Raw genomic sequence first — 24,800 nt, forward strand, 5'->3', positions numbered from 1 at the left:
ATGGGGGTGATTAAAAGTGCAGCGGATTAAGCGCAGATTATGCCGCTAAACGATCCACACTCCCTCTAGAATAGCCTGGGTTAATCATCGGTTAATCAACGCCACACATTGTGTGCCTACTTGCAACGAACTAAGGCTTGACGATGCGGTATCTGTTTACCTTCCTGCTGGTTTTTTTCGCGGGGTTCGCCCAGGCCTCGCCGGGCAACCCGTTTGAGACCAAACCCGATTTCCTCCCGGTGGGCAAGGCCTTCACCTTTACCTCCGAACGTCTTGAAAGTGGTGAGACCCAGCTGTATTGGCAGATTGCCGACGGTTATTACCTGTACCAACAACGCATGAAATTCGACGGTCTCGCCGAAAAACCGACGCTGCCCCAGGGCGAAGCCCATAGCGATGAGTTCTTCGGCGAGCAGCAAGTGTATCGCCAGGGCCTGGAAGTGAAGATTCCGGCAGGGGTCACCGGCCAGGTCAAGCTGGGCTGGCAGGGCTGCGCCGATGCGGGCCTGTGCTACCCACCGCAGTCGATCACCGTGGACCTGGGCGGCAACCCGGCAGTCGCCGCTACCGCCCAAGCCCAGGACCAGAGCCTGGCCAGCGGCCTGCAACAACGCAGCCTGGGTTGGAGCTTGTTGGTGTTCTTCGGCCTTGGCCTGTTGTTGGCGTTTGCCCCCTGCTCGTTGCCGATGCTGCCGATCCTGGCCGGTCTGGTGGTGGGCAGTGGGGCCAGCCCGCGTCGCGGCTTCGCCTTGGCCAGCAGCTACGTGGTGTGCATGGCGCTGGTGTATGCCGCGCTGGGTGTATTGGCCGCGTTGCTTGGCAGCAACCTCGCCGCGCTGTTGCAAACCCCCTGGATCCTCGGCAGTTTCGCCGCGTTGTTTGTGATACTGGCCCTGCCGATGTTCGGCTTCTTCGAACTGCAACTGCCGGCGTTCCTGCGTGACCGCCTGGACAACGTCAGCCGCCAGCAAAGCGGCGGCAGCCTGATGGGCGCGGGCGTACTCGGCGCGCTGTCCGGCCTGCTGGTCGGCCCCTGCATGACCGCGCCACTGGCGGGCGTGCTGCTGTATATCGCGCAAAGCGGCAATGCACTGCACGGGGGCTTGATTCTGTTCTACATGGGCATCGGCATGGGTATTCCGCTGTTGCTGCTGGTGACCGTGGGCAATCGCTTCGTGCCCAAACCCGGCACCTGGATGAACGTGCTCAAGGGTATCTTCGGCTTCCTGTTCCTCGGCACCGCTGTGTGGATGATTCGCCCGGTGGTCGGCGAAAACCTGTGGATCGGTTTATGGGGCGCACTCGCGCTGGTGATGGCCTACAGCGGCTGGACCCTGGCCCGCGAGTACGGCCTGGCCGCCAAAGTGTTCGGCGCCGGCTCCCTGGTGCTGGGCCTGTGGGGCGCCGTGCTGGTGGTGGGCGCCGCGGGGGGCAGCGATGACCTGTGGCAACCGCTGAAGGTCTACAGCGGCTCGCGGGCCGCCGCCGCTCCCACCGCCCACGACGCCTTCATGACCCTCAACGACCCGGCCGTGCTACAACGCCAACTCGACAGCGCCAAGGCCCAAGGCCAGTGGGTGCTGGTCGACTATTACGCCGACTGGTGCGTGGCATGCAAGATCATGGAAAAACAGGTATTCGGCAAACCTGAAGTACTCGACGCCCTGAAGGACGTGCGCCTGCTGCGCCTGGACGTCACCGCTGACAACGCCGCCAGCCGCGAGCTGCTCGGCCGCTACAAAGTCCCAGGCCCACCGAGCTTTGTGTGGATCGGCCCGGACGGTGAAGAACGCCGCGCCCACCGCATCACCGGCGAAGTGGATGCCGCCACTTTCCTGCAACGTTGGACGCAAACCCGGGACGCCCTCTGATGCTGACCCTGACCATCGGCACCTTCGCCATCGCCCTGAATCACATCCTGCTGATCAGTGCGCTGATTATCGCCACCCTGGTGGGCTGGCGCGTGGCCAAGCGTGGCGGTGAAAACCCGGAATCGGTGCTGTTCAGCCTGTTCCTGCTGGGCATGCTGGTCGCCCGCGTCAGTTTTGTGCTGATGTACTGGAGCGACTACAGCTACGACTGGCTGCAGATGGTCGACCTGCGCGACGGCGGTTTTCTCGCCTGGCCCGGCGTGATCGCGCTGGTCCTGGGCGCACTGGCCTACGGTTGGCGGCGCCCGGCGCTGCGCAAGCCGATGAGTGCCGGCGTAATCACCGGCCTGGTGTTCTGGGGCATGACCAGCGTGTCCCTGAGCCTGTATGACAAAGGCTCGCAACTGCCGGACATCACCTTGCGCAATGCCAATGGCGACGTGGTGCAACTGGCCGACTACAAGGGTGGCCCGCTGGTGATCAACCTGTGGGCCACCTGGTGCCCGCCGTGCCGCCGCGAAATGCCGGTACTCGAACGCGCCCAGCATCAACGACCCGACGTGACCTTCCTGTTCGTCAACCAGGCCGAAAGCATGCAAAGCGTCAGCACCTTCCTCGCCACCCAAGGCCTGACCCTCGACAACGTGCTGTTCGACGCCAGCGGCCGCCTCGGCCAGGCCGTGGGCTCAATGGCCCTGCCCACCACCTTGTTCTACCGCGCCGATGGACGCCTGATCAACAGCCACCTGGGCGAACTGTCCCAGGCCAGCCTGGCCCGTGCCATGGAACCCTTCGACACCGCTCCTGCCGCCACAAGGAAACCGACATGCCCCGCCTCCGCCACCTGCTGACCCTGCTGCCGCTGACGCTTGCCGCCACCCTGGCCCAGGCCGACGACTGGCCGGCACCGATCAAACAGATCGAGGCCAAAGGCGCCAGGATCCTCGGCACATTCGACGCCCCCAGCGGCCTCACCGGCTACGCCGCCCAATACCAGAACCGGGGCATGGCCCTGTACCTGACCGCCGACGGCAAAAGCGTGATCGCCGGCAACCTGTACGACGCCCAGGGCAATGACCTCAGCAGCGCACCGCTGGAAAAACTGGTGTACGCACCGATGGCCAAGGAAGTCTGGGCCAAGATGGAAAAAAGCAGCTGGATCCAGGACGGCGACGTTAAAGCCCCACGCATCGTCTACTTGTTCAGCGACCCCAACTGCCCTTACTGCAATATGTTCTGGGAACAAGCCCGTCCTTGGGTGAAAGCCGGCAAGGTGCAATTGCGCCACATCATGGTCGGCATCATCCGCGAAGACAGCCCAGGCAAATCCGCCGCGCTGTTCGCGGCCAAAGACCCGCAGAAAGCCCTGGAAGAACACGAAGCCGCCGGCAAGGGCAGCAAGTTGCAGGCGTTGGCCAAGATCCCGGCGGATATCGAGGCCAAGCTCGATGCCAATATGAAGTTGATGGATGAACTGGAATTGTCGGCGACGCCGGCGATTTTCTATCTGGATGAAAAGGGTGGCTTGCAGCAACAGCAGGGGGCGCCTTCGCCGGATAAGTTGGTGAAGATCCTCGGGCCTAAATAAGCCTGCAAAGAAAAGGCCTCCCTAAAATGGAGGCCTGTCCTGATTCCTTCCGCGTTATCTGATCAGACCTCCTCTATGAGAAACGACTCAACGTCGTAATCATTGCCGGGCGCAATCCCCATTCGGCGATTATCAAAACTGAGCCGATTTGAGGTTGACCTGGCGGTGAACACTCCCTCGATGAATTGCCAAGCAAGGCCCGGCTCTACAATCGGGCTAATCTCAGTTCCGTTCGCCAGCAGTACCAAGCGGGGTTTATAAGCAAAGCCGTAACTGTCACGAACTCTGGCCCTGAACGTGTAAGTACGCCCTTGTTCAAGTTCATTGAACACCTTGTACATTTTCTCACTCTGGGTAGCAGGATCCCTCGTGTCGGTATACCCCCAGTCCTTCAGGAAATGTACCGGGTTCGGCCCTGGAGGCAGCCCCGCTTCATGCTCATGTACCAAATCAGCCGGGGAGGCGGCACCCAAGCCTCTTTGCCAGCCGTTCCAACCTTTACCGTCCGGATCAAAATCCGTGTAGTCGTAAAACGCCTTACGAAACGCCAAGTGCAAGAGTGGAAACTCGACCGCGTTCCCGGCATGGCCGCCGACCTTTGTGGTGCACTTGAATACGACGTCCAACGGCGTCCTGTTGCGCAGTTTGTTCAACTCATCGCGTTTGAGCACGCGTGATAACCCATTGGCCAGATCATTCGCGTTGATCGGCTGGTTGACCATCACATGAATGGTGTAGGAAGAGCCATCTTCCTGGGTGCCCCGGCACTCAAGCCACCCCACCTGCCCTAACAGGATGAACCACCATTTTTGCACGGTGATGCAGGCATCGCCTGCAAAGGTACGCAGGTCCAAAATACCGCCCTGGGTCGCTGGCGGCGTTGCCTGTGGCACCCCAGGCGTGGGCAAACGCACCGGCAGGCTGATGTGCAACGCCAGCCCCTCGGAGGTCGCAAGTTTGCACGCACTCGTTACCGTGTAGTTGATCGTGACCGTTTCACCGGCAGCCTCAATCACCGCCTCACGCGGGATGCTGAAGTCCACATGGCCCAGCGCATGATTACCTGGCTGGGAGGCCAGGGGCAGGCAGGTCCCGTCTGTCCGTTTCCAGCACACGCTGATTTGCTGGTGATCACTGATGCTCGGATATTTCACCCGCACCGTCACGCCCTCTCTGCCGTTGTAAATCGTCAGCTGGTTACCCACGGCTTCGCGCACGGTCGGTGCGACCAGGACCAGGTCTTCCTGCACGATCGTGAAGGTCCTCGACGGGAACTCGATGGCCGTCGCACGCTCGCACCGCCGGTTAAAGCTCGCCGCGAAATGCAGGGTAAACTCACTGCAGTCCGCCAGCTTCTGCAGTTGCGCTCTGGAGATGGGTGTCTCAACGCCATCGGGGAACCACTCTGGCTTAAGTGGCTCATCCTCCAGCACATCAAACCGATAAGCAGCGCCGCCCTCAAGCGTGCCGCTGACCCACATCCAGCAGCATTCTGCCGCCTCCAAGTAGTCACAGTAAGGCACCACGCCAGTGGCGTTACCGCGGAAGTTATTGAGGTCCAAGGTATCGCCCGTTGCCTCTGCGATCTCCGGCACGGTCAGCAAAGGCTCAAGGACCTTGATGACACGTTCGGGGGAGTGCTGCGGATCGTTCCCGTTGAAACTCACGGTGTAGGTCAACGTTAACGTCTGGTTGAACAGCGCAGCGATAATCCACGGCGCGACCTCGAATGCCAGCGAGGTTTCGCCCTTTTTCACGTCCTTGCAGCCAAGCGGCTGCGTCTCCAGCCCCGGGCCGGATGCGTAGGCGCAAACGTGGTCTCCCGGTGCTATCCAGTCGTAGGTAACGTCCGCATGCCCACCGGAAGCACTGTTGACCGGGTTGAGCACCCAGTGACCTGGCGTGCACTCCGTTGATTCACGCAAATGCGGCGGCGGTAAATCCAACCCAGGGTCAACGCGCAACAACGTGGTAGTGCGCAGGTGGAAATCCTGGGCGTTGGTGGGCAATGGGTTTTCCAGATGCGGATCTCCCGGATCCGGCGGCACGGGCTCCGTGCCGTCCCAGATCACCCCAAAGTGGATCGTCAGGGCCGAGTAGTCCTGGCGCTGTGACATCCAGCGGCGCGACAGTTCGAGTTCAAACACATGCTCGGCATGCGCTTCGGCCTCCGTCACCACATGGTCATAGACTACCCAGATAAAGGGGTAAGGCGCCTGATGCTGATCGCCGGCCACGGTAACAAACAAGCGCTGCCCAGGCTGGATCATCGGCCAGGCGTCGATCGTGATCGTCTCATCGCCCTCGAAATCACTCATCCACAGCCACCACGTGCTCCACTCATACTCAGCGTGCACAAACTCCGGTCTTGACCCCGCGAGATGTTCCTCCCTGATGTGCTGAACCTCCAGTTCCAACACCAAGGAGGTCTCCTCCTTCCCTTCTACCCGCGCGGTGTACCACATCAGTACCGTATGCCCGATCATCAAACTGAGGGACGGCGCGGCAATCGGTACTACATCCTCATCGTCATCAACCAAGACGGGATCGAATGCAGGTTCGACCTGGCCCTTGATAGCCATGAAAAATCTGCGGTCAGTCGCACCCTTAGGCAGGGTCAGCGTGGCCCACGTCCCATCAATCGCATCGATGGGATACAGCACACTGTTATTCGCCGCGAACGCGATAATCGGAAAGGGCAATTGCGCCTTAGGCTTTTTTGGCAGACGGGGGGGCGGTTTGACGGGTGGAGTGGATGAAGTTTGCTTAGGAATGGTTTTTTTAGCCACGATAAGACTCCTGTCCAACGTTAGATAACGATCGAAGCGGGCCTGAGCGGCCGGGAACTCCGGTTATCTAACGCAGGGAACAGGAACCTTGCCTACTGTCAGAATCGACAGTTCTGACGGAACGCCAGTCTTTTACTCACCAGCGCCCGTGACGAACATCGCACTGCGCCCCCGGTTCAAACTCGATAACACATTCTGAAGTTGTCAATAAACGAGTAGTCCCTCACCAGAATCGTCATCCAAGCAATAGCCGTCCCCGGTTCCGTTACATGCTCAACCCAGAACCCCCCTCGCCAATCGTCATCGTAATCAAGCTTGGTAATCACACCACCTGCCTGATTATAAAAAGTGACCGTCGCGGGAGCCTGTTTCCACGACCACGCGAACCTGATGGACTCCAGGGCGTGAGGGAAATCAATACGATGTAATTGCGGCGGATCTTGGTCGCCCTCGTTTTCACACATGACAAAATGTTTGCCCGAATAGAACGGGTCATTGCCATACGTGACAATGCCTGCCACACCCGATCCGGACTGAAAGGTTATTTTCATCAACGGGGTCTGCACACTGTTGCCCGCGCCAAAACGCTCCAACGGCAGTGATTCGAAATCTTCTGTCTTACATTCAAGTGGTTTTCTGATAATCACGCGCAGCGTCGGGAAAACAATCGAATCCGCTTCAAGTTCACTGTCATAGAGTGCAGTGACACAGGTGACTATCAGAGGTGTGTCATGTCTTAACGCGTCCAGCTCATGTCGACTCATCCACTCCACAAGCCCGTTCTTGGCCTGTTCGTCCGTCAGCCTTGTGCCTTTCAATACGTAGAAGGTGTGAGCATTCCCATCCTTTCTAATGCCCGAACACTTTAGCCATACTCGCTGGCCCGCCAGGGCAAACCACCATTTTTCCACGGTGATGGACGCATCGCCTGAAAAGGTGGCCAGATCCAGAATGCCACCTTGCACGACCGGTGGCGTGGCCTGTGGGACAACCGGCGTGGGCAGACGCACAGGCTTGCTGATCTTCACATTCAACGGCAGTGATGTCTGCACCTTGCACGCCGTGGTCACGGTGTAGGTGATCGCCACCGTTTTGCCCATGCTCTCGATAACCGCTTCCCGCGGTAGTGAGAAAATGACTGCACCCACAGCACTGCCGGGCTTGGAGGTCAACGGCCAGCAGGTACCCTCCGGTCTCTCCCAACACAGGCTGATACTGTGCTTGGGGTGTTTACCGGTGTAGCTCACTTCGACATGGACGCCTTCGCGCCCATTCCAGGCAGTCAAATCGGTGCCGACCGCTTCCGTCACTTTGGGCGCCGCCAGCACCAGAGGTTCCTGCTCGATGTTGAATGCCTGCGCAGGAAACTCATGGGCGTCCGCCAGGGCGGTGGCTTCACAGAAGCTCGCCGCGAAGTGCAGTTTGAATTCACTGCAATCGGCCAACTGTAGCAATACTTCCCTTGGGATCCGCGCATCCACGCCATGCACCTTCCAGTCTTCGGTGACAGGTGCGTCAGACAAAATGTCGAACCGGTAAGCGCTGCCGTTTTCACGTTCGCCCGTGATCCACATCCAACAAAGATTCGAACACTCGGCATAGTCCCAGACAGGCACAAAAGCCGTCGCGTCCATTGCGAATGTACTGAGATGAAGGGTATCGCCCGTTGCCTGTTCGATCCCAGAGAGGGGAAATCGGGGCAGCAACACGTTAATCACTCGTTCAGGGGATTGCTGTGGGCCATTACTGTGGGGGAACTGAACGGTGTAGGTCAGTGCCATCGGCGTGTTAAAAAAGCAGGCAATGACACAGGGCGATAACTCGGTGGTTGCCAGTTCCCCGTCGTGTTTAATTGTCACGCAGCCAAGCGGCTTGTTCCCATAATCCAACCCGCTCACATAAAAACAGAGTTGGTCGTCTGCATAAGTTTCCAAGTCAGGAATATATACATTCCCACCCCGCGTGGTGAGTTCCGGGTTGAGGTACCACTCATCGTTGAAAAGCACGGATTGCCGCAGATGGGGAGGCGGCGGGTTTTCAAGGCGAGGATCCTCAATCAATCTACTGGAAGGACGAGGAAGGCCTTCAAGAGCGTTCTCTGGGAGACGCGTCTCAAGGGTAGGAACGACTTCAGCCGGAGGCAGTGGGGGGCGACCATCGCAGATCCAGCCCCAATGAATAGTCAGCGATCCCCATGGCCGCCGACGCCCCATCCAACCGCGTGGCAGAGAAAACCTGAACACATGACCCGGCACCGCCTCCTCCGGAGTGACAACGCGAGAAGCAGCCACGATGTTGAAAGCGAAAGGCGTCTTGTCCTGATCACCCGCCACGTTTATGAATAGTTGATCGCCTGCTTTAACGAGAGGGTGGGCAAACGCGAGGATCGTTTCGTTCCCCGTAAATTTGTGCATATCCAACGTGGGCGTACTGTTAACGAGCTCGGAATGGACAAACTTGGGTACATAACCTTCAAGATCTTTTTCATCATAAAACCGAACGCCCACCTCGGCGACCCGGGACTCTGCGACCTGCCCGCCCACCCTCCCTTTATAGGAGAAAAAGAGTGTGTGCCCCATGCCAGATGTTATGTAACTCAGAGGAAAGAAGATGCGCCGGGCGCCGCTGGTTCCACTTTTATCCACAATGTCCTCAAATACCGCTTCGCCCCCATGCTTAAACCTAACTGATACGGTGACGGTAATATCCGAATCGTCCATGTTCGAATCCGTGGTCAGATACGGCCCCTCTTTCACATCCAGCGGATAGAGCGTTCCTCCCTCGCCTTTGTAGATGACCGGAGCGCCAACCTCGACTGCCTTAGGGGTTCGTGCATTGTCTGTATTTGAAGAAGTATTAGACGTAGGTTTTTTTTGCGGCATGGTGAGAACTCCATGTTCCATAGGCTATTAACCTTGACCTGCCTCAGGCCAAGGATTTTCTCCTAGTGAGCGCTTTTGCTACGCCTTCGCCTACTGTCAGAATTGACAGTTATGACTAAAAACCCTGACTTCTCCGACCAACGGCCGCCTCAAAACCCCTCCAACTCCGCCATCAAATCACTCAACCGATCCACCTTCTCGGCACTGATCTCGTTCGCCGCCAACCCCTCGATATACTCAGCCAACTCCGCCACCGTGCTGCACTCGAACATCGCCCGCAGCGGCACATCCCGTTGCAGGGTTTTCTGCACCCGCGAGGCAATCTGCGTGGCCAGCAACGAATGCCCGCCCAGTTCAAAGAAGTTGTCCTGCACCCCTACCCTGTCGACTTTCAGCACCTCGGCCCAGATAGCGGCCAGGGTGGTTTCCAGTTCGTTGCGCGGTGCCAGGTAGTCCTGGCTGTGCAACTGGCCGATCTCCAGCGCCGGCAGGGCCTTGCGGTCGAGTTTGCCGTTGGCGTTGAGCGGCAGGCGGTCGAGCCATAGCCAGTGCAGCGGCACCATGTATTCCGGCAGCTCGGCACGCAGGCGTTGCTTGATGCGGTCCAGGCGCTCGCCTGGGTTCAGCGCCGCATCCACGGCCACCAGATAGCCGACCAGATGCTTGCCGTTGACGCCTTCCTGCACGCCCACCGCCGCATCGCGCACTTCCGGTTGTTCGTGCAGGCGCGCTTCGATTTCACCCAGTTCGATGCGGTAGCCGCGAATCTTCACTTGGTGGTCGACGCGACCAACATACTCCAGCACACCGTCACTGCGGCGGCGTGCCAGGTCACCGGTGCGGTAGAGGCGTTCGCCGGGTGCACCGAACGGGTTCGGCACAAACACCGGCGCGGTGCGTAGCGGGTCGCTGACGTAACCGCGACCGACGCCCGTCCCGGCGACACACAACTCGCCGACAGCACCTTGCGGCACCAACTCCAATGCACCGTCGAGCAGGTACAAACGGTTGTTGTCGGTCGGCGTGCCAATCGGCAGGTAAGTGCCACGGGTCGAGGCCAGGTCGACGCGGTAAAACGCCACATCGTCCGAGCATTCCGCCGGGCCATACGCGTTCACCAAACCTATCTGCGGGTAGCGCAGCAGCCATTGGTGCGCCAGTTCCGGCGGCATGGCTTCACCGGTCGGCAGCATCCAGCGCAGGCCGTCCAGGCTGATACGGTCCTGGGCCAACATACCCTGGATCAGCGACGGTACGCTTTCCAGCACGGTGATGCCCTGGGCCTGCACATGTTCCAGCAGGCCCTGTGGATCGTGGGCGAGGGTGTTCGGCACAATATCCACCCGTGCGCCGAACAGCGGCGCGGCGAGGAATTGCCACACCGAAATATCGAAGCTCTGCGAAGCGGTTTGCGCAATCACATCCGCGTCGCTCAAGGCCAGGTACGGCACCTTGCTCAACTGGTTATTGAGCATGCCGCGCTGTTCCACCATCACACCCTTGGGCAGGCCGGTGGAGCCCGAGGTGTAGATCACATAGGCGAGGTTGTCCGGGCCGCTGTAGAGGCCGGGGTTTTCGCCACGCGCCGGTATTTCTTCCCACACCAGCAGCTGGCAATCGAAACCGTCCAGCAACTCGATGGCCTGCTCGCGGCACGCCTCGGTGCAGACCAGCAACGGCGTGCGGCTCAAGTCGATGATGCTGCGCAAACGCTGGCTCGGCAGGCCCGGGTCGAGCGGCAGGTAGCCGGCACCGGCCTTGAAGCTGCCGATGATCATGCCCAGCAGGTCGAGGTTGCGTTCGGCGAGCAGCGCCACCGGTTGATCGAGGCCGACACCCGCTGCGATGAGCGCGTGGCCGAGGCCGTTGCTGCGACGGTTCAGTTCGTCATAGGTCCATTGCTGGTCGAGGCAACTGGCGGCGATGCGCTGCGGATGCGCGGCCACCTGCTCTTCGAACAGCTCGATGTAGCTGCGCTCCAGCGGATACTGATGTTCGCTCTGGTTACAACCGTCCACCAGGAACTCGCGCTCCTGCTCGCCAATCAGCAGCAGGTCGGCCATGTCGCCGTGGAAGCCCTGCACCAGCGCCAGCAGCAGGCGCTTGAACTCGCCAAGCATGCCTTGCACGGTGGTTTCGTCGAAGTAGCGTTGGTCGTAGGACAGGTGCAAACCGAGGTCATCGCCCGGATAACACACGGCGGTCAGCGGGAAGTTGGTGTGGGTGCGGCCGGAGTCCGAGGTGGCATTCAGGCTGTGTGCGCGGTCCAGCACCGAGACTTCCACCGGGGCATTTTCGAACACGAACAGGCTGTCGAACAGCGGCTGGCCCTTGGGCAGTTCGCTGTGTTCCTGGATCGTCACCAGCGGCAGGTATTCGTACTCGCGCAGTTGCATATTGCTGTCGAGCAGGCCGCTCAACCACTGGCGCACGCTGCAAGGCTGGTCGTCCTCGGGCAGTTTTACCCGCAGCGCGATGCTGTTGATGAACAGGCCGACGGTGCGTTGCATCTCGGGCATCTCCACCGGGCGCCCGGCCACGGTGACGCCGAACAGCACGTCGCGATCACCGCTCAGGCGCCGCAGCACCAGCGCCCACGCCGCCTGGGCGAAGGTATTGACGGTCAGCTGATGGGCCTGGGCCAGTTCGCGCAGTTGGGCTCCATCGCAGGCGTCGAGACGGGTGTAGCAATCGCCCACCACCATGCCGCCGCTGTGACCCGCGTGCTCACGCAGGAACGGCCGGTCGCTCGGGATCGGCGTGGTGCGCTCGAACCCTTGCAGGTTCTGCTGCCACCACTGGCGAGCCTCGTTGAGGTTCTGGCGTTGCAGCCAGGCGATGTAGTCGCGATAACGCGGCGGTGTGGCCAGTTGCGCTTCGCGGCCTTCACCGAGGGCCATGTAGATCTCGAAGAAGTCATTCATCAGCAACGAACGGCACCAGGCATCGATGAGGATGTGGTGGTTGCTCATCATGAACCAGTAGCGTTCGGCGCCAACACGGATCAGGCGCAGGTGGAACGGTGCCTGGTTGAGCAGATCAAAACCGGCCTCGCGCTCTTGCTTGAGCAGCGCCTGCAGGCGCGGTTCCTGTTCGCTTTCCGGGTCAGCACTCCAGTCCAGATACTCGATCGGCGTGCTGCCCGGTTTGTGGATCACTTGCAGCATGTCTTCGCCGACGTTCCAGCAGAACGAGGCACGCAGGGCTTCGTGACGAGCGATCACCGCCTGCCAGGCCTGGGCGAAACGCTCGGGGTCCAGGGCGCTGTTGATGCGGTAGCGGTCCTGCATGTAGTAGAGGCCGGTGCCCGGCTCCAGCAGGGTATGCAGCAGCAAGCCTTCCTGCATCGGGGTCAGCGGGTAGACGTCTTCGATAACGGTGGCCGGTACCGGCAAGCTGTCGAGTTGCACCTGGCTCAGGTGGGCCAGCGGGAAGTCGGACGGCGTAAGGCCACCGGCATCGTCCTGCAGGCAGTGCTGGGTCAGGCTGTGCAGTTCGGCCAGATACGCCTCGGCCAATTCGCGCACGGTAGCGTGATCGAAGCGTTCACGGCTGAAGGTCCAGCGCAGCACCAACTCGCCGCCGTAGACCTGGCTGTCGACGCTCAACTCGTTAGGCAGCGGCGCGTCCGGGTCATGGGCCAGGCCTGCGGATTCATCCAATGGGTGGAACAGCGCATCGGCGCCGAAGCTCTGGTCGAACTGGCCGAGGTAGTTGAAGGTGATCTGCGCGCTCGGCAAGACGGCCATGCTCTGTTGGCACAGATCATCGGCCAGGTAGCGCAGCACGCCGTAGCCCAAGCCTTTATGCGGCACGGAGCGCAGTTGTTCCTTGATCGCCTTGATCGAGTCGCCCTGAGCAGCGTGCGGAGTGAGGCGCAGTGGGTAGGCGCTGGTGAACCAGCCGACGCTGCGGGTCAGGTCGATGTCATCGAACAGGCTTTCGCGGCCGTGGCCTTCCAACTGGATCAGCGCCGACGCGTGGCCGCTCCAGCGGCACAGCACACGGGCCAAGGCCGTCAGCAGCAGATCGTTGACCTGGGTGCGGTAGGCGCTCGGAGCCTGTTGCAATAACTGACGCGTATGCTCGGCATCCAGGCGCACGCTGACGGTGTCGGCATCGCGGTTGCGCAGCGAACCCTGCGGGCGGGCCACCGACAACGCCACATCAGGGCCCGCCAACTGCGCTTGCCAGACGCTCAATTCTTCACGCAGGGATTCGCTGCCGGCGTAGGCCTGCAAACGCGCGGCCCACTCACGCAGGGCGCTGGTCTTGGCCGGCAGGCTGACGGACTGGCCGTCGCTCAACTGGCGATAGACCGTTTGCAAATCTTCCAGCAAGACCCGCCACGACACGCCGTCCACCACCAGGTGATGGATCGCGATCAGCAGGCGTTGCTGCCCCTCGGGCCCGTCCACCAGCAAGGCGCGCAGCAGCGGGCCGTGTTGCAGGTCGAGGCTGCGTTGGGTGTCGGTGAACAGCGCGGTGCATTGCGTCATATCGCGCACTTGCGCCTGCATCAGTACGCCGCCTTGCGGCACGGCCAGGTGCTCGGCGTGCCAGTGCGCGTCACGCTGGGAGAAGCTCAGGCGCAGGGCGTCGTGGTGTTCCAGCACCGCCAGCAAGGCTTGCTCCAGGCGATGCGGCACCAGCAGTTGCAACGGCTTGAGGACCAGCGCCTGGTTCCAGTGTTGGCGCTGTGGGATCTCAGTGTCGAAGAACCAATGCTGGATCGGCGTCAGCCCGGAGGTGCCGGTCAACACACCCTGTTCGGTCGTGACCTGCTCGGAGCGCGTGGCGACTGCCGCCAGGGTTTGCACGGTCTGGTGCTGGAACAGGTCGCGGGGGCTGAAGTGAATCCCGGCCTGCCGCGCACGGCTGACCACTTGGATCGACAGGATCGAGTCGCCGCCCAGCTCAAAGAAGTTATCGTCGAGACCGACTTGCTGCACATTCAACACAGCGCACCAGATGGCGGCCAACGTGCTTTCAAGTTCGTTGCGCGGGGCCACGTATTGTTGGCGGTTGGCTTCCGGGTCCGGCTGCGGCAAGGCGCGACGGTCGAGTTTGCCGTTGGCGGTCAGCGGCATGCTGTCGAGCACAATCACGTGCGCGGGCACCATATAGTCCGGCAGTTGCGCCTTGAGGTGAGCCTTGAGCGCATCTCGTAATGCGCCGTGCTCGGCATCGCTGACCAGGTACGCCACCAGTTGTTTGCCGCTCGGCGCATCCAGCGCCAGCACCACGGCTTCGCGCACGGCCGCATGTTCCAACAGGCGGGTTTCAATCTCGCCCAGTTCAATACGGAAACCGCGAATCTTCACCTGATGGTCGATACGCCCCAGGTACTCCACCAGGCCATCGCCGCGTTGGCGCACCAGGTCGCCGGTGCGGTACAGGCGCCCGCCATTGTGGGCAAACGGATCGGCGACAAACCGCTCGGCGGTCATGCCCGGACGCTGGTGATACCCCTGGGCGAGACCCGCTCCACCGACGTACAACTCGCCGGTCGCGCCTTGCGGCACCAACGCCAGGTCGGCGTCGAGAATATAGGCCACGCGGTCACCGATAATGCTGCCGATCGGCACGCTCGCAACGCCCTCCTCCAACTGCTCGGGCGCGAGGCTGGCCAGCGGCATCACCACCGTTTCCGTCGGGCCGTAGGCATTGAAAAACACCTGCGGCTGGAACGCGGCGCGGATGCGCTGCAGGTGTTCGCCAGTGAGCGCTTCGCCACCGGTGATGCACATGCGCACCGGCAAGGTCTGCTGCTGGGTCGCCAGCCATTGCGCCAACTGGCTGCCATAGCTCGGCGTGAAGCCTAGGATGTTGATGCGATGGGTGCGGATCAGCGCGCAGATTTCTTCTGCATCCCACTGGCCCTGGGCACGCAATACCACCTGCGCGCCGCTGAGCAGCGGCACCAGCAAGCGTTCGGTGGCGGCGTCGAAGTTGATCGAATAGAAGTGCAATTCGCAGTCGTCTGAGCGCATGCCAAAGCGCTCGATCACCGCCGCGCAATGCATGGCGATTTCACCGTGGGACACCACCACGCCTTTCGGCTTGCCGGTGGAGCCGGAGGTGTAGATCAAGTACGCCTGGTGCTGCGGCAGGCTGATAAAGGGCGGCTCATCGGCCGGGTAGTTGGCGAGCACCGGCAGGTCATCTTCAAGGCACCAGCACGCCACGCTCGCGGGCAATTCGCCGAGGGCTTCGAACATCGCCGCATCGCTGAGCAGCAGGCCGACGCCACTGTCTTCGATCATGTAGTGCAGACGGTCCAGCGGGTATTCCGGGTCCAGCGGCACATAGGCGCCGCCGGCCTTGAGGATCGCCAGCAGGCCGATCACCATTTCCAGCGAGCGCGGCAGCGCCAGGCCCACGCGCACCTGCGGTCCGACGCCACGCTCGCGCAGCATCCAGGCCAGGCGGTTGGCGCGGGCGTCGAGTTCGCGGTAGCTCAGGGTTTCACCGGCGAAGGTCAGCGCCGGCGCATCGCCACGGGCTGCCGCTTGCTGGCTGAACAGTTGATGAATGCACTGGTCGAGACGGTGCTCGCCCGCCTCGATGCCCAGGCTGTCCTGCAACGCGCGTTGCTCGGCGGCGGTCAGCAACGGCAGTTCGCTGAGGCGTTGTTGCGGGTTGGCGATCAAGGCTTCCAACAGATTGCGCCAATGTTCAGCCATGCGCGCAATGCGCGGCTCGTCGAACAGGTCGGTGCTGTAGGTCAGGCAGCAGCCCAGGCGATGATCGAGGTCGGTGACCTCCAGGTTGAGGTCGAACTTGGTCGCGCGCGCATCGTTGGCCAGGTACTCGACGGTCATGCCGGCCAGTTGGCGGCTCTGCTGGAACTCCCAGCGCTGCACATTGCACATCACTTGGAACAGCGGGTTGTACGCCGCACTGCGCGGCGGCTGCAGGGCTTCCACCAGGTGATCGAACGGCAGGTCCTGGTGGGACTGGCCTTCGATGACGGTGTGGCGCACCTGTTCGAACAAGTCAGCGACGTTCATCTGCCCACTGAGCTGGCAACGCAGCACCTGGGTATTGAGGAAAGCGCCGATCAGCCCTTCGCTTTCCGGACGAATACGGTTGGCCACGGGAGCACCGATGCGCAGGTCGGTCTGGCCGCTGTAGCGGTAGAGCAACACGGCCAGGGTGGCGGTCATGGTCATGAACAGGGTCAGGCCACGTTCGGCGTTGAAGGCCCGCACGCGCGCCGCCAGGTCATCGCTCAGGTCGAAGCGGTACAGCTCGCCCCGATGGCTTTGTACCGGCGGACGTGGGCGGTCGCCGGGCAGTTCCAGCAACGGATGTTCCGTACCCAGCTGCTGGGTCCAATAGTCCAACTGACGCTGACGCTCACCCGCTTCCATCCACTGGCGTTGCCACACGCTGTAATCGAGGTACTGCACCGGCAGCGGCGCCAGCGGTGACAGGCGCTCGTCGATAAAGGCTTCATACAACGCGCTGAGTTCACGGGCAAAGATGTCCATGGCCCAGCCTTCGGTGACGATGTGGTGCAGGGTCAGCACCAGGTAGTGTTCGCGCTCGGCGGCCTTGACCAGACAGGCTCGCAGCAACGGTCCGGTTTCCAGGTTGAACGGCGTATGCGCCTCGTGATCCGCCAATTGCTGCAACCGTGACTGGCGTTCGGCTTCGTCCAGCGCGGAGAAGTCCTGCCAGTCCATGCGCAGGCCGGTCTGGGCCGAGACCTTTTGACAGGCCACGCCGTCGACACTCGGGAACGTGGTGCGCAGGGTTTCGTGACGCATGATCAAGGCCTGCAGCGCCGCCTCGAAACGCCCCACATCCAGCACACCACGCAGGCGCGCCATACCGCCGACGTTGTAGGCCGGGCTGTCCGGTTCCATCTGCCACAGGAACCACATGCGCTGCTGGGAATAGGACAGCGGCACCGGTTGGCTGCGGTCGACCTTGGCGATGGCGGTCTGTTGGTTGCGTTGGCCCGATGCCTGGATCAGGCCGACCTGCTCGGCAAAAGCGCCCAACTCGCTGGCTTCGAACAACGTCCGTAACGGCAGTTCGACGTCACACGCCTGGCGGGTGCGGGAGATGATTTGCGTGGCCAGCAACGAGTGGCCGCCAAGGGCGAAGAAGTCATCGCGCAGGCCGATGCTGGGCAAGCCGAGGACTTCGCGCCAGATGGCGGCGATCTGCTGTTGCAGCGGGGTCTCGGGCTCGACATGTTCACGCACGTGCCACACCGGCTCCGGCAGCGCGCGACGGTCCAGCTTGCCGCTGGGGCTCAGGGGCATGGCGTCCAGGCGCATCAATAGCGCGGGCACCATGTATTCCGGCAGCTCGGCGGCCAGCGCGCTCTTGACGTGGTGTTCGTCCAGCTCGGCAGGGCCGGTGTAGTAGCCGATCAGCTGTGCATCACGCACCAGCACCACGGCTTGGGCGATGCCCTCCAGGGCGAGCATGCGCGCTTCGATTTCTTCCGGCTCCACACGGAAGCCACGCAGCTTGACCTGCTGGTCGAGGCGCCCAAGGTACTCGATCACACCCTCGGCGTTGAAACGGGCACGGTCACCGGTGCGGTACAGGCGCGCGCCCGCCTCACCATAGGGGTCGGCAACGAAGCGTTCAGCCGTCAACCCGGCGCGGCCGAGGTAACCCCGGGCCAGGCCAATGCCGCCGATGCACAATTCACCCGGCACACCCAGTGGCACGGGGTTGAGTTGCTCGTCCAGCACGCGGCAGATCACATTGCCCAACGGACGCCCAATCGGCGAGCGCTCGCCGTCTTCTGCGCGGCAGTGCCAGTGGGTCACGTTGATCGCGGTTTCGGTCGGACCATAACGGTTGTGCAATTGCACCGCCGGCAACTGCGCCAGGACGCGGTTGCGCAGTTCGGCGGGCAAGGCTTCGCCGCCGGAGAACAGGCGGCGCAGGCTGGTGCATTCGGCCACCCGCGGTTCGTCGATAAACAACTGCAACAGCGGCGGCACAAAGTGCAGCGTGGTCACGCCGTGTGCCTGCACCAACTGCGCAATGCGATGCGGGTCGCGATGTTCACCAGGGCCGGCGAGTACCAGGCGGCACCCGGTGATCAGCGGCCAGAAGCATTCCCACACCGACACGTCGAAACTGATCGGCGCCTTTTGCAGCAGCACATCGGTGTCGTTGAGTGGATAGGTGGCCTGCATCCACTGCAAGCGCTCGGCCAATGCCGCATGCGTGTTGCCCACGCCTTTGGGCTGGCCGGTGGAGCCGGAGGTGTAGATCACGTAGGCGAGGTTATCGCCGTGCAGGTGCAAGCCGGGTGGCTGGGTGGGCCAGCTGTCGAGGTGCAGGCTGTCCATCGCAATCACGCACACGCCGTCGGCGCTCGGCACCTGATCCAGCAATGCGGTCTGGGTCAGCAGCAGGTGGACGCCACTGTCCTTGAGCATGTAGGCCAGGCGCTCGGCGGGGTAATCCGGGTCCAGCGGCACGTAGGCGCCACCGGCCTTGATGATCGCCAGCAGGCCGATCAGCAGGTGCGGCGAGCGCTCGGCGGCGATGGCCACGCACACGTCCGGGCCGACACCTTTGTCGCGCAGGTAGTGGGCCAGGCGATTGGCCTGGGTGTGCAGTTGGGCGAAGGTCAGGCTGCCGCCGTCCCAGACCAACGCGGTGTTGTCCGAGGTCTGCTGGTTGAGCCGTTCGGGCAGCCACTGCTGGGCCGGCGCGCAGGGGGCTGCGCTCCACGCTTGCTGTTCGTCGTGCTGCATCAGCGTGAGGTCGCCGATGGTTTGCTGCGGTTGGTCACACACGGCGTGCAGCAGGTTGATGTAGTGCTCGGCCAGGCGCTGGAGGGTCGCGCGTTCAAACAACTCGTCGGCGTAGTCGAACGACAGGCTCAAGCGCCCATTGCGGTCCTCTTCGGTGTGCAGTTGCAGGTCGAACTTGGCTTCGCGGCTGTGCCATGGCAATTCGTCGGCGAGCATGCCCGGCAAGCGGCGCAACGCGCTCAAATCACGCTGCTGGTGGTTGAACATGACTTGGAACAGGCCCTGTTCGCGAGCTTGCGGGAAAGCTTCCAGCAGCTGTTCGAAGGGCAGGTCCTGATGGGCCTGGGCGCCCAATACCGTCTGGCGTGTCGCGGCCAACAGCTCGCTGAACGGCAGGCGCCCGTCCAGCTCGGCCCGCATGACCTGCGTGTTGATGAAGAAGCCGACCAGGCCTTGGGTTTCCTGGCGCGGACGGTTGGCGTTGGGCACGCCGATGCAGATATCGCGCTGGCCACTGTAGCGGTAGAGCAGGCTTTGGAAGGCTGCCAGCAACAGCATGAACGGCGTGGATTCGTGGGACTGGGCGGTCTGGCGAATCGCTTCGCTGAGGCTCACACCAAGACGTACCGTGTGGCGTGAAGCTGTGTGACGGTGGTGTGTCGAACGCGGGTGGTCGGTGGCCAGGCTCAGGGTGGGATGCTCTTCACCCAACTGCGCTTTCCAGTACGCCAGTTGGCGCTGGCCTTCGCCTTCGGCCAGCCATTGGCGCTGCCAGCTGCCATAGTCGGCGTATTGCAGGGCCAGCGGTGGCAGCTCCAGGGTTTGGCCCTGGGCGGCGGCGGCGTAGAGGCGCGAGAATTCGTCGATGAGGATGTTGAGCGACCAGCCGTCGGCGATGATGTGGTGCAGCGTCACCAACAGTTGGTGATCCTCATCGTCCAGGCGCACCAGGGTTACCCAAAGCAGCGGGCCCTTTTCCAGGTCGAACTGGGTGCGGGCTTCGTCTTCACGGATCTGCTGTGCACGGGCTTCGCGTTCGTCAGTGGGCAGGTCGCTGAGGTCGATGACTTGCAGCTCGAAATCCGCCTTGGCCTCGACACGCTGGAAGGCCTGGCCGTCTCTTTCGTAGAAGCGGGTGCGCAGGGCTTCGTGACGCTGGATCAATTGCTGGAAGCTTGCGCGCACGGCGTCTTCCTCCAGCTCGCCGCGCAGGCGCAGGGCACCGGGGAGGGTGTAGGCGCTGCTGTACGGGTCCAGTTGCCAGGTGATCCACAGGCGGTTCTGCGCCAGGGATTGAGGCAGTTCATCCTGGCGCGACAGGGGGTGGATCACGCCCTGGGCCACGCCGCCGTCGTGTTGCAACTGCGCGACATTCGCGGCAAAGCCTTGCAGGGTCGGCGCCTCGAACAGCAAGCGCAGGTTCAGCTCCAGGCCGAGGGCTTCACGCAGGCGGGCGACCACCTGGGTGGCGGTGATGGAATTGCCGCCGAGCAGGAAGAAGTGATCGTCGGCGGCCACTGTTGCCACCTGCAATTGCTCGCACCAGATCGCGGCGATCTGTTGTTGCAGTTCGGATTGCAGCGCGCTGTCGCTCGCCTGTGCCGGCAGATCGGGGAACTGTGCATAGCGGTCGAGGCTGCCATCGGTGTGGCGAAGCGCACACGCCGCACGTTGCACCTTACCGCTGGACGTCTTCGGCAATGCGCCGGGGTTGAGCAGCACCACTACGCTTGGCGCCTCTTGGTACGCCTCGGCGACCGCTTGGCGGATCGCCTTGATCAAGGCTTCGGGCGGCAGGATTTTCTGCACGCTGCGGCTGATTTCAGCCGCAATGCCAATGCCTTCCAGGCCTTGGTCATTTACCGCAAAAGCGGCAACGCGGCCTTTGCGCACCCCTTCGACTTCGCGCTCGATGGTCTGCTCGATGTCCTGCGGGTACAGGTTGTGGCCGCGCACGATCAGCAGGTCTTTGAGGCGACCGGTGATGTACACCTCGCCGTCACGGATAAAGCCCAGGTCGCCGGTGCGCAGCCAGGTACGGCCGGCATGCTGGACGAAGGTCTTGGCGGTGGCTTCGGGGTTGCGCCAGTAGCCGTGAGCGATGCTTGGGCCGCTGGCCCAGAGTTCGCCGACGCGGTTGTCGGGCAGTTCGGTGAGGGTCTGCGGGTCGGCAATCAGGACCGCATGCTCGGGCTGGTGGGTGCCACAGCTCATGATTGCACTGCCCTGCCCCGGTTCGGCGCGATTGGCGGCCAGGGCTTGCTCGTCGACCCGCAGCGCGGGGATACCATGGCCCCGCGTGCCGCCGGCGACAAACAGGGTCGCCTCGGCCAGGCCGTAGGAGGCGAAGAAATTGTTCGGGGTAAAACCGCAGGTGGCGAACTTCTCGGCGAAGCGTTCCAGGGTGTCGAGGCGGATCGGTTCGGAACCGGAATAGGCCACGCGCCACTGGCTCAGGTCCAGGCGTTCCAATGCCGAGTCGCTGACCCGCTCGCTGCACAGGCGATAGGCGAAATCCGGGCCACCGCTGATGGTGCCACCGTATTCGCTGATCGCTTCGAGCCAGCGCAACGGCCGGCCGAGGAAGTAGGCCGGCGACATCAGCACGCACGGCACGCCACTGAAAATCGGTTGCAGCAGGCCGCCGATCAGGCCCATGTCGTGGTACAGCGGCAGCCAGCTGACGATCACGTCATCCGGGTTGAGGTCGATGCCGAAACCGCGACGGATCAACACTTCGTTGGCCACCAGGTTGCCGTGGCTGACTTGCACGCCCTTGGGCAGCGCGGTGGAACCGGAGGTGTATTGCAGGAAGGCGATGTCGTCCGGCTGCAGGTCGGGAGCGATCCAGTCGCCGGCACTCTCAAGGCTATCGACGCTCAATACTGGCGGCGCGTTTTCAATCTGCGCCAGGCCGTCGGCGAGGCTGGCGATGGTCAGCAACAGGCGCGGTTCGGCATCGCTGATGATCGACAGCAAGCGCTCCTGATGATGGCGACGGGTGGATTCCGGCGGATAGGCCGGCACCGCAATGACCCCGGCGTACAGGCAACCAAAGAACGCCGCGACGTAATCCGGGCCGCTGGGGAACAACAGCACCGCACGGTCGCCCAGGTCCGCATTGGCTTGCAGGGCGGCGGCGATGGTGCGGGCGCGCTGGTCCAAGTCGCGGTAACTGAGTACAACGCTGTGCTCGGCGGATTCGGCGAGGAAGCGCAGGGCGACCTGGTCCGGAGTCTGCGCGGCGCGACGTTGAAGGGAGTGGACCAGCGTTTGGGGAAGTTCGAAGGCGTCCATCATGGGGTTCCTGCCTGAAAGCGGCTTACGGGAAATTCGGGGAATAGGTTGCGTCTAGCCAGCGGCCAGTTGCCGCGCCGCGCCAGTGCGCCAGCGGGTCAGGTGTTCGTCGGCGTAGCGCCGCAGGCAGCGCAGCACGGCACTTTCGTGCTGCATGAGGAAGAAGTGGTGACCGTCGAACATGTCCAGGGAAAAGCCACTGGCGGCGTCGAGTTGCCAGTCGAGCAACTGGTCGGCGCGCACGCTGTCCTGTTTGCCGCCGAACACGTGGATCGGCATCTCCAGCGGTGCGCGCTCGCCGTAGATGAAGCTGCCGCACAGCAGGAAATCGGCGCGCAGGATCGGCAGCATCAACTGCATCAACTCGGGGTTGGCCAGGGCTTCTTCGGCGGTGCCCTGCAGTTCGCGCAGCCGGGCGATGAGTTGTTCGTCAGTCTTTTCGACGGCGTATTCGCTGACGTCACGACGCGCCGGCCCGGCCGTACCGGACGCAAACAGCGCCAGCGGCGCGGGCACACCGCGAGCGCTCAAGGCGTGCGCCAGTTCAAAGGCGAGCAGGCCGCCGAGGCTGTGGCCGAACAACGCGTAGGGACCGTTCAAGTCGCGGCTGATTTCGTCGGCGAGCTGCGCGGCCAAGGCCTTGATATCGCGCTGCAGCGGCTCGTCCATGCGCATGCCGCGGCCGGGCAATTCCAGCGGACACACCTGCAACCACTCAGGCAGGGCACGGCGCCAACGCGCATAGACCATGGCGCTGGCGCCCGAATAGGGCAGGCAGAACAGGCGCAGTCGAGTCGGCGTACTCATCGTGTCACGACTCCAAACTGAAACACGCTGTATGCACGATAAAAACCCATTTCGTCCTCCTGCGGGTGCGGATCCTTGGCCGTTTGCTAACGGACCTGTCACCCAGAAGAACGGACGGCACCGGCAAATAATTAGTCGCAGGGCAGCGCGAGACGTGGTTCACACCGAACAAGAAAGCATAAGATTAGTTCGCCTTCTCATTTGACAATCATTATCATTAAGCATAATTTGTTGCCCGATGTGTAGGAGGCCTCAGCAAGGACGCCCTCCCCTAACCTCTTTTGCGACAAGGTGATTTCCATGACGGAACAAGTATCCACAGGCAGGTGCGACTCACCGCTTCTCCAGGCATTCGTCGATAATCGGCTGATTCTGGTGAAGATCGCGGCACGCATTACCGGGTGCCGCTCGCGGGCCGAAGACGTAGTGCAGGATGCCTTCTTCCGACTGCAATCGGCGCCGACGATCACGTCATCGTTCAAGGCTCAATTGAGCTATCTGTTCCAGATCGTGCGCAACCTGGCGATTGATCACTACCGCAAACAGGCCCTGGAGCTCAAATACTCCGGAACGGAAGAGGAAGGCTTGAATGTGGTTATTCACGGCGCTTCACCGGAAACCTCGCACATTAATTTCAATACCCTGGAAAACATCGCCGACGCGCTGACCGAACTGCCCCAGCGCACCCGCTACGCGTTCGAGATGTACCGCCTGCACGGCGTGCCGCAAAAGGACATCGCCAAGGAGCTGGGCGTTTCGCCGACCCTGGTGAACTTCATGATCCGTGATGCGCTGGTGCACTGCCGCAAGGTGTCGGGCAGCCATAGCGATACGTTTGCGCGCAGGGTCTGATCCCCAGCAGATGAAATGTGCGCCTTATGTGGGAGCTGGCTTGCCTGCGATGCAGGCACCTCGGTTTTTCAGTTGCACCGAGTTGATGCTATCGCAGGCAAGCCAGCTCCCACACAAGCTCGCGCCACACTTTTGATCGGTGTTGTACCTGTCAGGGCACCGCCATCACATCAATGCGATACGGCTCGAAAATCTTCAACATCTCGCCATCGTCACGCAAGCGCTTGAGCAACGCGGCAAACGCCTCCCCCGTGATCGGCGCTTTCGGGCGCAGCAACGCGTAGTGGTGATACACCTGGTCGATGCGTTCCGACACCAGGAACTGCCCGGCCATCTCCGCGTTGCGCACCATAAAGTCACTCAGGTACGAACGGGTCACCAAGGCGATGTCGGCACGCCCGCGCGCGACCATCAGCAGGTTGCTGTCATGGGAGTAGGTCAACGTGGCATTGAAGTGCTCGGCCATGTACTTGGGATCGGGGTTGAAGTGGGCGAAGGCGTAGTGATAACCGCTGAACACCGCCAGGCGTTTGCCGTTGAGGTCAGCGAAATAGCCTTGGTCGCGACCGGACTCACGCTGGGCGACAAAGATTTCCGCGTCTTCCAGGCCCATGTCGACGGTGGTGTGGGGAATCTTCTGCCAGCCCCAGTCAGGGTTTTCGAAGATAGCCATATCGACCCGGCCCTGCTCGAAATCGCGAAAGCGTCGCGGAATGGAGGTGGGCACCAAGACAAATTGGTAGTCGGTTTGCGAGGCGTTCAGGGCCTCGACCAGTTGCGGCAGCAAACCGGTGTCGGCGCCCTGCTCGGGGCGCACGGTGTAGGGAGGGAAATGTGCCGCGCCGATGCGCACTAATTGCGCAGCCGAAGCCGGCATCCACCACGCGGTGCCCAGTGCCCAAAAGGTAAGTCCTGCAGCCAGCCGCCATGGCGAAAACATCAAGGCACACACCGTTCAAAAACGCTAATGCCGA

9 protein-coding genes are annotated in these 24,800 nt (G+C 62.1%); 4 read left to right on the top strand and 5 right to left on the bottom strand.

Features of this window, described 5'->3' with window-relative positions; all coding sequences use genetic code 11:
* Positions 1-143 precede the first annotated feature (143 nt).
* From dsbD to dsbG, 3 genes are read left to right on the top strand one after another with little or no spacing between them, the layout of a single operon-like run.
* Positions 144-1,871 (top strand): protein-disulfide reductase DsbD, encoded by a 1,728-nt coding sequence (gene dsbD / locus ACI512_RS26255; RefSeq protein WP_064052751.1) that lies wholly within the window; start codon positions 144-146, stop codon positions 1,869-1,871.
* A complete protein-coding gene (locus ACI512_RS26260) occupies positions 1,871-2,722 on the top strand; it encodes a TlpA disulfide reductase family protein (RefSeq protein WP_236378858.1) in 852 nt (283 codons plus the stop codon). Before dsbD ends, ACI512_RS26260 begins: the two co-directional genes overlap by 1 nt.
* Positions 2,698-3,459: a thiol:disulfide interchange protein DsbG gene (gene dsbG, locus ACI512_RS26265; protein ID WP_236378860.1), complete on the top strand. Its 762-nt coding sequence runs from the start codon at positions 2,698-2,700 to the stop codon at positions 3,457-3,459. The genes ACI512_RS26260 and dsbG overlap by 25 nt, the downstream gene beginning before the upstream one ends.
* Positions 3,460-3,521: 62 nt before the next feature.
* On the opposite strand, the gene ACI512_RS26270 is transcribed toward dsbG, so the two are convergent.
* From ACI512_RS26270 to ACI512_RS26285, 4 genes are all read right to left on the bottom strand, one after another.
* Positions 3,522-6,248, bottom strand: coding sequence for a hypothetical protein (locus ACI512_RS26270; RefSeq protein WP_236378862.1), 2,727 nt, complete (start codon positions 6,246-6,248; stop codon positions 3,522-3,524).
* A gap of 176 nt (positions 6,249-6,424) precedes the next feature.
* Complete coding sequence (locus ACI512_RS26275; RefSeq protein WP_405121426.1) at positions 6,425-9,130, bottom strand: hypothetical protein; 2,706 nt, start codon at positions 9,128-9,130, stop codon at positions 6,425-6,427.
* A 149-nt stretch (positions 9,131-9,279) separates the two neighbouring features.
* Positions 9,280-22,170: a non-ribosomal peptide synthetase gene (locus ACI512_RS26280; protein WP_405121427.1), complete on the bottom strand. Its 12,891-nt coding sequence runs from the start codon at positions 22,168-22,170 to the stop codon at positions 9,280-9,282.
* Between the two features lie 51 nt (positions 22,171-22,221).
* Positions 22,222-22,974: a thioesterase II family protein gene (locus tag ACI512_RS26285; protein ID WP_236378874.1), complete on the bottom strand. Its 753-nt coding sequence runs from the start codon at positions 22,972-22,974 to the stop codon at positions 22,222-22,224.
* 300 nt (positions 22,975-23,274) lie between these two features.
* Between ACI512_RS26285 and ACI512_RS26290 the strand changes: the two genes are divergently transcribed.
* A complete protein-coding gene (locus ACI512_RS26290) occupies positions 23,275-23,826 on the top strand; it encodes an RNA polymerase factor sigma-70 (protein ID WP_064052748.1) in 552 nt (183 codons plus the stop codon).
* Positions 23,827-23,977: 151 nt separating this feature from the next.
* On the opposite strand, the gene ACI512_RS26295 is transcribed toward ACI512_RS26290, so the two are convergent.
* Positions 23,978-24,766: an ABC transporter substrate-binding protein gene (locus ACI512_RS26295; RefSeq protein WP_236378876.1), complete on the bottom strand. Its 789-nt coding sequence runs from the start codon at positions 24,764-24,766 to the stop codon at positions 23,978-23,980.
* Positions 24,767-24,800 lie beyond the last annotated feature (34 nt).

This window comes from Pseudomonas petroselini (assembly GCF_045037875.1).
Taxonomy (GTDB): domain Bacteria; phylum Pseudomonadota; class Gammaproteobacteria; order Pseudomonadales; family Pseudomonadaceae; genus Aquipseudomonas; species Aquipseudomonas petroselini.